General features: G+C 34.2%; 12 protein-coding genes. 3 read left to right on the top strand and 9 right to left on the bottom strand.

What is annotated here, in order from left to right; translation table 11 throughout:
- The first annotated feature begins 84 nt into the window (after nt 1–84).
- Nucleotides 85–540 carry a tRNA (cytidine(34)-2'-O)-methyltransferase gene (locus FDY99_RS01140; RefSeq protein WP_139418732.1) on the top strand — a complete coding sequence of 152 codons (456 nt, stop codon included), beginning with the start codon at nt 85–87 and terminating at the stop codon, nt 538–540.
- A gap of 176 nt (nt 541–716) precedes the next feature.
- On the opposite strand, the gene FDY99_RS01135 is transcribed toward FDY99_RS01140, so the two are convergent.
- A complete protein-coding gene (locus FDY99_RS01135; protein ID WP_139418731.1) occupies nt 717–1,190 on the bottom strand; it encodes a 23S rRNA (pseudouridine(1915)-N(3))-methyltransferase RlmH in 474 nt (157 codons plus the stop codon).
- Between the two features lie 31 nt (nt 1,191–1,221).
- Between FDY99_RS01135 and FDY99_RS01130 the strand changes: the two genes are divergently transcribed.
- Nucleotides 1,222–2,232, top strand: a complete 1,011-nt coding sequence (locus tag FDY99_RS01130) for a YihY/virulence factor BrkB family protein (protein ID WP_139418730.1) — start codon at nt 1,222–1,224, stop codon at nt 2,230–2,232.
- A 1-nt stretch (nt 2,233) separates the two neighbouring features.
- Nucleotides 2,234–2,608: a hypothetical protein gene (locus tag FDY99_RS01125; protein WP_139418729.1), complete on the top strand. Its 375-nt coding sequence runs from the start codon at nt 2,234–2,236 to the stop codon at nt 2,606–2,608.
- Here the strand turns inward: FDY99_RS01125 and nhaA are convergent.
- The 8 genes from nhaA to FDY99_RS01085 form a co-directional block, all read right to left on the bottom strand.
- Nucleotides 2,595–3,788 carry a Na+/H+ antiporter NhaA gene (gene nhaA, locus FDY99_RS01120; RefSeq protein ID WP_139418728.1) on the bottom strand — a complete coding sequence of 398 codons (1,194 nt, stop codon included), beginning with the start codon at nt 3,786–3,788 and terminating at the stop codon, nt 2,595–2,597. The two genes, FDY99_RS01125 and nhaA, sit on opposite strands and share 14 nt — an antisense overlap.
- A gap of 11 nt (nt 3,789–3,799) precedes the next feature.
- Nucleotides 3,800–6,004 (bottom strand): RelA/SpoT family protein, encoded by a 2,205-nt coding sequence (locus tag FDY99_RS01115; RefSeq protein WP_139418727.1) that lies wholly within the window; start codon nt 6,002–6,004, stop codon nt 3,800–3,802.
- Between the two features lie 121 nt (nt 6,005–6,125).
- Entirely contained in the window at nt 6,126–6,491 is a 366-nt protein-coding gene (locus FDY99_RS01110; RefSeq protein WP_074228205.1) for a hypothetical protein, read from the bottom strand.
- A gap of 217 nt (nt 6,492–6,708) precedes the next feature.
- Nucleotides 6,709–8,619: an acetate--CoA ligase gene (gene acs, locus FDY99_RS01105; RefSeq protein WP_139418726.1), complete on the bottom strand. Its 1,911-nt coding sequence runs from the start codon at nt 8,617–8,619 to the stop codon at nt 6,709–6,711.
- Nucleotides 8,620–8,653: 34 nt separating this feature from the next.
- Nucleotides 8,654–10,546, bottom strand: a complete 1,893-nt coding sequence (locus tag FDY99_RS01100) for an AMP-binding protein (protein ID WP_139418725.1) — start codon at nt 10,544–10,546, stop codon at nt 8,654–8,656.
- Nucleotides 10,547–10,653: 107 nt separating this feature from the next.
- Nucleotides 10,654–11,016: a response regulator transcription factor gene (locus FDY99_RS01095; RefSeq protein ID WP_139418724.1), complete on the bottom strand. Its 363-nt coding sequence runs from the start codon at nt 11,014–11,016 to the stop codon at nt 10,654–10,656.
- 35 nt (nt 11,017–11,051) lie between these two features.
- Nucleotides 11,052–13,721, bottom strand: coding sequence for an ATP-binding protein (locus FDY99_RS01090; protein ID WP_139423745.1), 2,670 nt, complete (start codon nt 13,719–13,721; stop codon nt 11,052–11,054).
- Entirely contained in the window at nt 13,714–13,908 is a 195-nt protein-coding gene (locus FDY99_RS01085) for a hypothetical protein (protein WP_074230182.1), read from the bottom strand. Before FDY99_RS01085 ends, FDY99_RS01090 begins: the two co-directional genes overlap by 8 nt.
- Nucleotides 13,909–13,968: the final 60 nt, after the last annotated feature.

Here is a 13,968-nt window from a genome sequence, read left to right as displayed (position 1 = left end):
GCGAACTTAAAAACGTTTATAATTAAATAAAATCTTTGCGAGCTTTGCGTTAAAAAATTAAGCTCCAATTAAATTAAAAAATTCATGTTAAATATTGTTCTCGTAGAACCAGAGATCCCTAATAATACCGGTAATATCGGAAGACTATGTGTAGGAACCGAAAGCAGATTACACTTAATACATCCTTTCGGATTTTTGATTGATGATAAAAACCTGAAACGTTCCGGTTTAGATTATTGGGTGCATCTTGATGTAACAGAATATGCAAATGTCGACGAATGGATGAAAAATATCCCTAATTTGTCTCGTGTTTTTCTAATGAGTTCACATGCTGAAAAATCTTATTTGGAAATCGATTTTCAGGATGGAGATTGGTTGGTTTTCGGAAAAGAGAGTAAAGGTTTGAGTAAAGATGTTTTAGACCGTTTTGAAAATCATTTGACTATTCCTATGTCTAAACTGATTCGAAGTTTTAATATCGCAAATTCGGTTGCGTTCGTTGTAGGAGAGGCGAAAAGACAGATTGGTTTACAAAAATAATTATTTTTTATTCCCACAGATTTCACGTTTTGTTTCACTTACGATCTGTGAAAATCTATGAAATCTGCGGGAGTAATTATTTTAAAATAAAATATATTTTAACAGTAGCTCAAATACTATAAAAATATATTCTTCTGATGCTACCTATTATCTAATTCCTGCTATCTATCAATCTTTTAATCGTTGTGATAAGGTTTCCCCTGTAAAATCTGATCAGCTCTGTAAAGCTGTTCTACAATAAATAACCGTATCATCTGATGCGTAAATGTCATTTTAGATAATGACATTTTTTCGTTGGCTCTGCTGTAAATTTCATCCGAAAAACCGTAGGCTCCACCAATCAAGATATGAACTTTTTTTACTGAAGAATTCATCCACGAATCTATTTTCTGAGAAAATTCACGGCTTGTAAACTGTTTTCCTTTTTCATCAAGAATAATAACCAGATCATTTTTATCGATTTGATTTAAAAATAATTTGGCTTCTTCTTTTTTGAGAAGTTCGGAAGAAAGATTTTTGGCATTTTTCACATCCGGAATTTCGATGATCTCAAAATTCCAGTGTTTTGGAAGGCGGGTAAGATAATAACCGATTAAAGATGTAATTTCTTTGTCATCTGTTTTCCCAATACAAACTAAACTGATTCGCATTTCTTATATTTGCTAAGCGCAAATATACTTTATGGCTTTAAAAATTCCTAAATTTATCGTGAAATTTCAAGAATTTCTAGACGACATCCATCTTCCGGTACTCGGAATATCACTTTGGCAGATGTTTCAAATCTATATTTCAGGAATTTTTAAAGGTAATATAGGTCGAAAGGCAGCAAGTATTTCCTGGAGTTTTACCTTAAGTTTATTTCCTTTTTTGCTTTTCTTACTTTCGGTAATTCCGTATATGCCGCATTATGATAAGCTTCAGTTCTATATTTTTGAAGTTTTAATGCATAATATTTTCCCATCCAATATCGAAGGTGATGTAAGAAATTATATTGAAGATAATATTATCCCAAACATGAAGGGAATCAGTAATTTAACAATTCTTGTAGCACTTGTTTTTGCAACAAATGGTACTTTTTCTTTAATTAACGGATTCAATGAAAACTCAGAGGAAAAACTGACCGATGTAAAAGAATTTATTCTTTCTTTTTTTATTACGATTGGTTTCGTAAGTATCATATTTTTAGCGCTTTTCGGGGTGTATTATGTGGAAGTTGTACTCAAACTGTTTACACCGTCTTATGATGTTTCCTGGCTCGTAAGAAATCTTTCTAAAATAATTGGTTTTGTATCATTTCCGCTCTTTTATTTTATCCTTTTAGCGATGTTTTATTGGTTGGGAACGGTGAAGATTATCAGATTCAGACAGGCGATTCCGGGAGCAATTCTTACGACTGTTCTGTTTGTGGTAACCACATATTTCTTTGCGTTATATGTGAAAAATATTGCCCGTTATAACGTACTTTACGGTTCCATCGGAAGTATGATTTTGTTGATGGTTTGGGTGAATGTAAATGTTTATCTTTTGCTTTTTGGGAACGAACTGAACATGGCATTGAGAAAATTAAGAATTGAAAAATTACTTTCAGACGAAATAAAAAGAGAGGCGAAAAATTATCATTCTCACAATTCTGAACCCAACCTGGAAAGTGATGATGAACACAGAAGACCTTATGAGAAAAAAGAAAATTAAAATGAAGCGTATTTCAGGTGTATTAATGATAATGTCTCTTTTGACTTTACAATCGTGTGAAGATGTTGTCGATCAGATTTATGAAAATAAACAAGAACAGAATGCTGTTTCACCATACCGAGGAACTTACACAGGAACTTATACCGGAGATGTGAGTGGAAATCTGATCATTAATGTTAGTGAAAAAGGTACAGTAGAAATTACAAGAAAAACGCTGAATTCGAGCGAAAGCTATCTTACAGGTTTTATCAATGCATCTTTCAATACTACCAACAGAGCGCCATCGGGTTTTATGTTGATTGGTAATCTTAATTCGAAGATGGGGACTTGGGAAATGGGCAGTCTTAAAGGAAACTGGACCGTTAAGAAGAACTGATCTTTCTGTGTTTTTTTACTCTCTTTTTCTTTGCACTGAAATTTAAAATCAAATATCCGGAAACTGCTGCGATAAATGAAGCAATCAGAATAGCAAATTTAGCTTCATCCTGAAAAGATATTTCATGTTTAAAAGAAAGCAAGGCAATGAATATTGACATTGTAAATCCTATTCCCGCTAAAAGACCGACACCGATCATCTGATTCCATGAAGAGCGTTGTGGAAGTGAACTGATTTTTAGTTTTATGGCAATCAGTGAGAAAAGATTAATTCCTATCAGTTTACCTAAAACAAGTCCGCCAATTATTCCCAATCCTAAACTGTTGAATAATCCGTCGACCATACTGCTGTTAAAGGCAATATTGGTGTTTGTTAATGCGAAAATCGGCATGATAATAAAGCTCACCGGAAAATGCAGCGAATGTTCAAGTTTTTCTAAAGGTGATATTTTTGTTTTAGAAACATTAGTTGGAATCGTAAAAGCCAATAAAACTCCTGCAATCGTTGCGTGAATTCCTGAATGATGCAGGAAATACCATAAAAATATTCCCGGAACAATATAGAAAACCAGCTTTGTAACCTTCAGATAATTTAAAAGAAATAAAACCGCAACAATGCCGAAAGAAAGCAAAAGATAGATCCAGTGAATTTGTTCGGTATAAAAAATCGCAATCACCAAAATAGCACCCAAGTCATCGACAATTGCCAAAGCTGCCAGAAAAATCTTTAGCGAAGCCGGAACTTTTTTTCCCAACATTGAAATAATAGCCAAAGAAAAAGCAATATCAGTCGCCATCGGAATTCCCCATCCGTTGCCGTAATCTGTTCCGAAGTTGAAGGCAGTATAAATAACCGCAGGAACTAGCATTCCGCCGATTGCTGCGAAAATTGGCAGCGAAGCGTTTTTAAAAGACGAAAGCTCGCCTTCTACCAATTCTCTTTTAATTTCCAATCCCACTAAGAGAAAGAAAACTGCCATCAAACCATCGTTTATCCAAATACTTATAGGATATTTTAAATGTAAATCTTCAGAACCTAATTGAAAATCTAAAAATTGCTGAAAACCAGTTCCTAAGGATGAGTTTGCAATAATTAATGCAAAAACCACACATAAAATGAGTAAAACTCCGGATGATTGATTGCTTTGAAAAAAATTTTTAAAATACTGGGTCAGCATCATTTTTTTTATTTTTAAATACGTCTGATTCTTGAAATTCCGTCGATTGCCTTTAATTTTTTGAATGTTTCTTCAAGCTGACCTTTATGTTTTACTTCTAAGTTGATATTTCCTGTGAAAATTCCGTTGTTAGATTCAATCGACATACTTTTCATATCCATTCCCATTGCACCACTGATTACGGTGGTGATGTCGTTAATCATTCCCATTCTGTCGAGACCTTCAATCTCAATTTTAATACGGTTTTTGAAGCTTTCTTCATTCACCCATTTTGCAGGAATGACGCGGTAATCATATTGTGCACGAAGATTAATCGCATTCGGACAATTATCGCTGTGAACTTTAATTCCGTCTGAAATGGTAATGAAACCAAAGATTTTGTCTCCGGGAATTACCGTACAACATTTTGCATAACTGTAATTGAGCTTTTCTTCATCTTTCCCAAAAACAATCATATCGAGATTGATTTCTTTCGGCTCTTCGTAATGCTGGTTTTTATTGGTATTTCTCTTAAATCTCGAAAGTAGATTATTGAAAACGTTTTTACTTTCAATATATTTTCTTAAACTGCTTGCATCCAGTTCGTTAGTTTGGAATTTTAAGAAAAGCTCCTGAGAAGACTTAAGGTTGAAAAACTTCTGAAGTTTATTGATTTCCTCGTCATTAAAATTAATTTTTGCATGACGAAGTTTTCTCTGTAAAATTTCTTTTCCTTCTTCTACGAATGAGTTTTTCTCAGAATTAAGATAACTTTTAATTTTTGATTTTGCCTTTGAAGTCACTACAAAATCAAGCCAGTCAAACTTGGGTTTTTGATTTTGAGATGAAAGAATGTCTACCTGATCACCGTTTTGAAGAACGTATGAAATAGGAACCAATTTCCCGTTGATTTTCGCTCCTAAACATTTCATTCCTAAATCTGAATGCACAGAAAAAGCAAAATCTAAAGCCGTTGCATTGGTCGGAAGAATTTTAATTTCACCTTTTGGCGTAAATACAAAAACTTCTTTAGAATATAAGTTGAGTTTAATATTATCTAAAAGTTCAGAAGTCGTAAGATTCTGCTGTTGTTCGAGTACATCACGTATTTCGGTAACCCATTTTTCAAAATTTCGGTCATCATTGCTTTGTTTGTAACCTTCTTTGTATTTGTAATGAGCAGCAACCCCTTTTTCAGCAATATCATCCATTCTTTCAGAACGAATCTGTACTTCAATCCACTTTCGATCAGGACCAAGAACAGTTAAATGTAAACTTTCATAGCCTGTAGAACGGGGTTGCGTAATCCAGTCACGCATTCTTGATGGATTACTGTGATAAACATCTGTAACGATAGAATATATTTTCCAAGCAAGGAACTTTTCATTCTTTGCATCAGATTTATAAATAATCCGGATTGCATAATTATCAAAAACCTCTTCAAAAGAAACGCCCTGTTTAAGCATTTTTCTGTAAATAGAAGAGATGGCTTTTGCGCGACCTTTTATACTTACATTTAAACCTTCATCCTTTAATCTTTCTGAAACTTCTTTGGTAAACTCATCGATGTAGCGGATTCGGCTTTCTTTTGCCAATTCCAGTTTTTCGGTGATTTCATTATAAACTTCGGGATTATTATATTTTAAAGATAAATCTTCGAGCTCAGACTTGATATTGTACAATCCCAATCTGTGAGCCATCGGTGCATAAATGTAAACCGTTTCAGAAGCAATTTTTTTCTGTTTATCGGGCGCCATGCTTTGCAACGTTCGCATATTGTGAAGTCGGTCTGCAATTTTAATAAGAATCACACGGAAATCTTCAGAAAGCGTCAATAGCAATTTTCTGTAGTTTTCAGACTGTACAGAAATATTCTGATGATTCATGATAGAAATCTTCGTCAATCCGTTGACAACACCGGCTATTCTTTCTCCAAAAATCTTTTTCAGATCTTCGTAAGTGTACTCAGAATCTTCTATAACATCGTGTAAAAGCGCACAGGCAATTGATGAAGCTCCTAAACCAATTTCTGTCGCAACAATTTTAGCAACAGCAATAGGATGATAAATGTAGGGTTCACCAGATTTTCTTCTTTGATCTTTGTGAGCATCAAGAGCAATATCAAAAGCCTTTCGGATGAGTTTATTATTTTCTTCATCCAAAGTTCTGTATGTGTTAGAAATCAGGTCTTTATACCTCGCAGAGATTTCTTTATTTTCTTGTTCCAAATCGTAACTCATCTGTGTAAAAGGCTTTATTTAAACGAAAATACGAAAAATATTATGATTGGTCGATTTATAAAACTAAAAATCCGCAGAAATAAATTCCGCGGATTCGGTTATAAGTTTTTAGTTTTTAATGCTAAGCTTTCACTTCAGAATTTATTCCGTCGTGCTGTACTTTTATTCTTACATCCGGACTGCTGTGAATTTCAGCTTTGCTCCGTGCCTCAATCAAACTTTTTAACTTAACGTAAGAAGCCTGGTCGATGCTCATATTTTCAAATAAATAGGTTTTATGTACATGGTTTTCATCAAAGATATGCCTCACTTTTTCGGTTAAATCTCTGTTTTTTATTTCTACACTCGCCAAGTATTGGGAGTTATGATGATCGTCACTAAGGTACACAATGTACTCGGAATCTAAAAATCCTAGGCCTTCAATTTCCTTCTCGAGTTTTTTGTAATCACTGTGCGGTCCAAATAATCCTGCTAAGATGCTTGACATAGTAATATTGTTTTGTATTTGTTATCTAAAGATAGAAATATTTTCAATATGTTTGTTAAAAATTTAATAAAATTTATAATATTTTATTTTATCTATAAAAATTTAATAAAAATTAAGATTTTGTCTATTTTAGAACAAACTGTTTTTATAAAACTTTAAGCACAAAAAAACTCTGTTATAAATACAGAGTTTCGTTTAGTATAGAAAATTTTTCAATTTAAATTCTTTCATTCTTAATCTCCTCCACAATTTCAGGATTCAATAGAGTAGAAGTATCTCCAAAATTACTGAAATCTCCTTCCGCAATTTTTCTTAAAATTCTACGCATAATTTTTCCGGAACGTGTTTTTGGAAGCCCTGAAACAAACTGAATTTTATCTAATTTTGCAATCGGACCGATCTGATCGGAAATTAATTGATTAATTTCTTTAACCAAATTTTCCTGCTTTCTGTCGGAACCGGAATCTTTTAAAATTACAAAACCGTATAAAGCGCTTCCTTTGATATCGTGAGGGAAACCTACGATTGCAGATTCTGCTACAGCCGGATGTTCATTGATGCTGTCTTCAATTGGTGCAGTTCCTAAATTATGACCAGAAACAATCACCACATCATCTACACGACCTGTGATTCTGTAGTAACCAACCTCATCTCTCAAGGCACCGTCTCCCGTAAAATATTTTCCTGGAAATGCCGAAAAATAAGTTTCCTTATATCTTTGGTGATCACCCCAAATTGTTCTCGCAATTCCCGGCCACGGAAAACGGATGCAAAGGTTTCCTGTAACTTGGTTTCCTGTAATTTCGTTGCGTTTATCATCCATTAAAACAGGTTGAATTCCCGGTAATGGAAGTGTTGCGTATGTAGGTTTTGTAGGTGTTACAAATGGAATAGGAGAGATCATGATTCCACCAGTTTCTGTTTGCCACCAAGTATCTACAATCGGGCATTTTTTTCTTCCGACATGATCGTTAAACCAATGCCAAGCTTCGTCATTAATAGGTTCTCCAACAGATCCTATTACTCGTAATGAACTTAAATCATGCTTGTCAACCCACTCTGTGCTTTCTTTTGCTAAAGAACGAATAGCAGTTGGAGCAGTGTAAAATTGGGTTACTTTATGTTTTTCAATGACATCCCAAAATCTGTCCGGTTCAGGATAAGTCGGAACTCCTTCGAAAATTACGGTTGTTGCACCGTTTAATAATGGCCCGTAAAGAATGTAAGAGTGTCCTGTAATCCAGCCAATATCTGCAGTACACCAATAAATATCATTTTCCTGATAATTGAAAACATTTTTGAAAGTATATGCTGAATACACCATATAACCTGCAGAAGTGTGAAGCATTCCTTTTGGTTTTCCTGTAGAACCGGAAGTGTATAAAATAAATAAAGGATCTTCTGCATCCATAATTACGGTAACGAAATCTGCGGAAGCTTTTTCATATAAATCATCCATCCAGAAATCTCTGCCTTCCTTCATTTTTATTTCGTTGTGGGTTCTTTTTACGACTAAAGTTTTTTCCACAATCGGGCATTTTTCTAAAGCTTCATCAATAATCGATTTTAAATCTAAAACTTTGCTTCCTCTGTAACTTCCGTCTGAAGTAATCAACATTTTTGCGCCACAATCATTTACTCTTGAGACCACGGCCGAAGCTGAAAACCCTGCAAAAATTACAGAATGAACCGCTCCTAATTTTGCACACGCCAACATAGTAACTGCCAATTCAGGGATCATGGGAAGATAAATACAGACTCTGTCGCCTTTTTCAATTCCCATTTCGCGAAGAACATTGGCTGTTTTGTTGACTCTTGTATATAATTCGTTGTAAGAAATGTGTTGTGCTTCTTCTTCTTTCGGATCATTCGGTTCCCAAATGATGGCAGTTTTTTCTCCTCTTACCGATAAATGTCTGTCGAGGCAGTTTTTGGTGATATTTAATTTAGCATCTTTAAACCAAGTGATTTTCGCTTCATTCATATCATATTTTACCACCTTGCTCCATCTTTGATACCATACAAAATTCTGATCAGCAACTTTATCCCAGAATTTTTTAGGGTTTTTGATTGATTTTTTGTACTCTTCAAAGTAGTGCGGTAAATCTTCTATCACGTAATTTCTCATACTTTTATTTTTTTAGAAATTATTTATTTTTAAATTATTTTTTGTTTTTGTAAGTCTTGAATTTTTCTTGAATCTCATCAATAATTTTTTCATCATCAATCGTCGAAGGAATCTGAAATTCTTTATTATCAATAATGGTTCTGATGAGTTTTCTTAAAGTTTTTCCGGATCTTGTTTTTGGAAGCCTTTTTACGACCATCACGCTTTTTAAAAAAGCAACAGCACCTATCTTTTCTCTTACTTTCAGAATAATTTCTTTTTCTACATTTTCTTCCGAAATTTCAGAACCGTTTTTCAAAACAACGGTTGCAAAAGGAGCTTGTCCACGCAGATCATCATCAATTCCTACAACGGCACATTCGGCAACATCGGGATGAGACGAAACAATTTCTTCCATTTCGGAAGTTGAAAGTCGGTGTCCTGCAACGTTAATCACATCGTCAACTCTTCCTGTGATGAAAATATAACCGTCTTCATCTTTTATGGCGCCATCTCCTGAGAAATAATAACCTTTATATTGAGATAAATAGCTTTTTTCAAAACGTTCATAATCATTCCAAACCCCTAAAAGAGCACCTGGAGGAAGTGGAAGTTTGATGACTAAATATCCTTCTTTGTGCTCGTCTAATTCGTAACCATTTTCATCAAAAATTTTAATATCATATCCTGGAATCGGGTTTCCTGCAGCCGCTCTTTTAATTTTATAATCATCATTAAAAGTCATTAAACCCAACATTGGTGAACCAGATTCTGTTTGCCACCAATGGTCAATGGCGGGAACTCCGATGTGTTCTGCAAACCAGTCTAAGGTTGCAACGTCACACCTTTCACCTGCCAAAAACTGTTTTTTGAAATGGCTTAAATCATATTTTTTAATCAATTCGCCATTCGGGTCTTCTTTTTTAATCGCTCTAATTGCAGTTGGAGCCGTAAACATTGCCGAAACTTTATGCTCAGAAATGATTCTCCAAAAAGTTCCTGCATCGGGAGTCATAATCGGTTTTCCTTCAAAAATAATCGTTGTATTTCGGTTGATTAAAGGAGCGTAAACCGTGTAACTGTGACCAACTGCCCAACCAAAATCGGATGCTGCCCAAAAAGTTTCGCCTTGCTCAATTCCATAAATATATTTCATGGAAAATTTCAACGCAGTAGCATAACCTCCCGTATCTCTGGTGATTCCCTTGGGTTTTCCGGTAGTTCCGGAAGTGTATAATAAATACAAAGGATGATTGGATTCTACAGAAACACAATCTGCAGGTTCTGATGTTGAAACCAATTCTTCGTAATCAATAATTCCTTCGAACATTTCGTCCTTATTATCAGTCAGCTTTCTATTGAAGACAATTATATTATCTACCTTATCCTGCGCCAATTCAATCGCTTTTTCTACTAAAGGTAGATAAGGAATTCTTTTGGCGATTTCAACTCCTGCGGTTGCAGTAATTAAAGCTTTTGGTTTGCAATCATCAATTCTTACAACCAATTCGTGTGGCGCAAAACCTCCGAAAACAACATTGTGAATCACACCGATTCTCGCACAAGCCAACATTGCAAAAAGCGTCTGCGGAATCATTGGCATATAAATTACAGCCGTGTCGCCTTTTTTTAAACCTAAAGAAACCAAACCGCCTGCTAATTTTGATATTTCTTCTTTAGCCTGATTGAAAGTATATTTTTTCTTTTGATTGGTAACGGGAGAATCATAAATAATCGCAATTTCTTCTCCAAAGCCGTCTTCAATATGTTTGTCGATGCACAAATAAGACATATTGAGTTTTCCGTCTTTAAACCATTGTGTGTAGTTGTTTTTATCTTTCGAAATAATCGTTTCGGGAAATTCAAACCACGAAATTTCCTGAGCTTGTTCTTTCCAGAATTGCTCCTTATTTTCTATGCTTTGTTTAAATAAATTATCTGTGTTCATATTTTCTGTGTTTGTTTTTTAAAAACTAATTACACTAGTTTTTTTCACGAATGACACAAAAGGATTTGTGTTATTTGTGTAATCCACTTGTGATATTTATGTTTGAATTATCCTAAAAGTTCCTCAATCTGCTGAATTAATTTTTTAATCGAATAAGGTTTTGTCACATATGCATCAGCTCCCTTTCCCAAGCCTTTTTCTATGTCTTTCGGATTATTCTTAGCGCTTAAGAAAAGAACTTTTGTATTGTTTAAAGCTTCATTTTTTTTAATTTCTTCCAAAGTGCTGTAACCGTCAAGTTTCGGCATCATGATATCTAATAAAATGACGTCCGGAACAAGAGTTTTTAGAAATTCTAAAACCTCAGCTCCGTCTCTTGCAATGTATACTTCGTACCCTATTTTCCGGAAACTGTATTCTAGAGACATTAATATTTTATGTTCGTCATCTGCGATTAATATTTTTTTCATTTTTGTACATCGTTAAGGTTCAACTTCATTACTTTTTATATTTTTCGGGTTAAGGTAACGGTAAAAGTCACCCCTAATCCACTGTTTTCTGCTTTTATAGTTCCGTTGTGGGCTTCTACAATTCTTTTTGAAATGGCAAGACCGAGACCGCTTCCTGTTGGCTTTATAATGTTTTGATTTTTAGACTGGTAAAATTTATCAAAAATAACTTCCAGATCTTCTTCCGGAATGTTTTTTCCGGTGTTGAATATTTTTATAATTAAAAGATTCTCTTTTTCTGAAAATTTAGTCTGAATTGTACCTTGTTCTTCAGTGAATTTCAAAGCATTTCCAAGTATATTTTGAAAAAGTTGAATCATTCTCGCTTCATCAAATTCAAACAGATAATTATGAAGTAGATCGACTTCGCTTACATGAATGAATTTCTGTTGAATTAAATGTAAAATAGGGTTTAAAGCTTTTTTGTAAGTTTCAATAATGTTGTTTTCCTGAATATTTAAAGCAATTTCTCCATGCTGAAGTTTATCCAAATAAAGAATATCGTTGATGATCTCACTTAAACGGTCAGATTCTGTGATGATATTGTTTAAAAATTCCCTTTTAATATCTAAAGGAATATCGTCATCATCTGCTAAAATTTCTCCGGCTGAACGGATGGCTGTAATCGGAGTTCTTAATTCGTGTGCGACAGAATCAAGGAAATCATCTTTCTGGCGGTCTTTTACAATTAGATTTTCATTGGCTGCGCTCAGGTCGTTTGAAAGTTGTTTCAGTTCTTCAGATTTTTCTGTAAGTTTCTTGTTTAACGTTATGTTTTCTTTGGATTCTTCTAAAATATTTAAAACTTCTTTCAAAGATATTTTGTCTTCTTTGGTTACTCCTTCAATTAGAATTTTGGCAGAAGCTGTCCCAATCCTTCCTGCTAAAAGGTTTTCAGAGAATTTTATAAATCTTGAATCTGCAGTTTCGGTTTGCGAATCGATATTGTACTTGATGTTGAAAATCCGCATTGCCTGTTCGGTTTTCTTTTTACCTAAAAAACGCTCCAAAATATTTTTGATGTCAGAAACATAAGCGGTTCCTCTCCAGATAAATGCATTCTCATGATTTTGAATATACTTATCGATGTCAACATATAATTCGGCAAAATTTCGCTCACGGTAATTTCCTTTCATGCTTACAGAAAGAATGGTAAACAAACCTGTATTCACTAAGATAGACCAAAAGAAAATTTCAGGAATTCTTCCTAAATACGGAATACTGAAGAAGTTGAAAACGTCATACATATCGCGTAAAGCTCCTTTAATTTCTGAGTTGTATGAAAAATAATATTGGGGTACAATCAATCCGAAGTAGCAAATAATTAGTCCTGCAAAAAGCCCGATGATTGCACCTTTGTAGCTTCCTCTTCGCCAAAATATAGCGCCGAAAAATGCAGGAGCCAATTGCGCAATAATGACAAACGAAATTAACCCAACTGAATCTAATGAAGTTTTTAAAATGAAATATTTATAAAAAGCAAACGCTACGATAATCAATCCGAAAATTGAAAATTTACGTACGTTGGTAATGTTTCTGGTATTTTGAGTTTCATTTTCAGCTTTAAATTTTCCTAATAAACCGTAAGGAATGATCAGGTTGTTGGAAAGCATGATCGACAAAGTGATTGCTGAAATAATAATCATTGAAATGCACGAACTCAAACCTCCTAAAAATACCAAAACTGTAATCAAAGTATTATCAAAATGTTGGGGAATGAGAATGGAGTAGAACTCCGGATTTACGTTTTGACCTTGAAAGATCACTCTTCCACCCCATGCGATCGGAAAGATGAAAATGGTAAACATTAAAAGATATAACGGAAAAAACCAAATTGCGGTTTTAATATGTTTTTCCTGTCTGTTTTCGACAATTGCGGTGTGAAACTGTCTAGGTAAAATACAAATTGCTGTTCCGGAAATTAAGCAGAGAACCATCCAGTTCATGGCGCCTTCAATTCCGTTAAATGTATTTTTTGCTTTAAAATCTGAAAATTTACTCGCCTTTTGATATAAATCTGAAAACCCGTCAAAAGCATAGTAAATGACAAATAATCCTAAAATAATAATGAAAAATAATTTAAGAAAGCTTTCTAATGCGATTGCGGAGATAATTCCTAAACGTTTTTCGGAAGCGTCTACATATTTCGTTCCGTAATAAGATGAAAATACAGCGATTAAAACAACTACAAAAGTTCCGCTGTCGGTAAAAATATTTTTAGAAACACTGGTCTCTGTCACTAAGTGAAATGTTTCAGATATTGCTTTTATCTGTAATCCGATGTAAGGAATGATCGCAAAAAGGCAAACCAAAGTAATGATTGCGCTGAAGCTTCTGCTGTTTCCGTATCGCAAAGAAATGAAATCTGCAAGACTACTTATTTTATTAACTCTTGAGATTCTTACAATTCTTGTATTAATGTAAATCCAAGCCGGAATGACCATGATGGGACCGATGTAAATGGGTAAATAATTGAGACCGCTTGTCGCTGCTACGCCGATACTTCCATAATACGTCCATGCAGTGCAGTACACCGCAAGAGACAATGCATAGATGTAAGGGTTGTTAATCCAAAGCTTGCTCTTCTTCTTCTCTGCCAAATGAGCAACTAAGAACAAAAGTGCGAGGTAAATTAAAACAACGATAAATAATGCGAAACTACTCATCATATTTTTTTACGATTACAAAAGAAATAATGATGGAGATCATCCAGACTGCGAATAGGTAAACAAGGATCATCGGGTAACCGAAAATTTCCCTTTCACTGTTAAAAAGCAATGAAACAGGAATGCTGAAAGCAATAAGTAAACCTACGCTCAGAATAATCAGTTTTTGTTCGTGTCGCTTTTTCATGAATATTGAATAATCAATGATAAAAGATAATTGATGAACAAAATCATTCATCAATTATCA

This window comes from Chryseobacterium mulctrae, from assembly GCF_006175945.1.
Classification (GTDB): Bacteria; Bacteroidota; Bacteroidia; order Flavobacteriales; family Weeksellaceae; genus Chryseobacterium; species Chryseobacterium mulctrae.
This window is presented reverse-complemented; position numbering and strand designations above follow the sequence as displayed.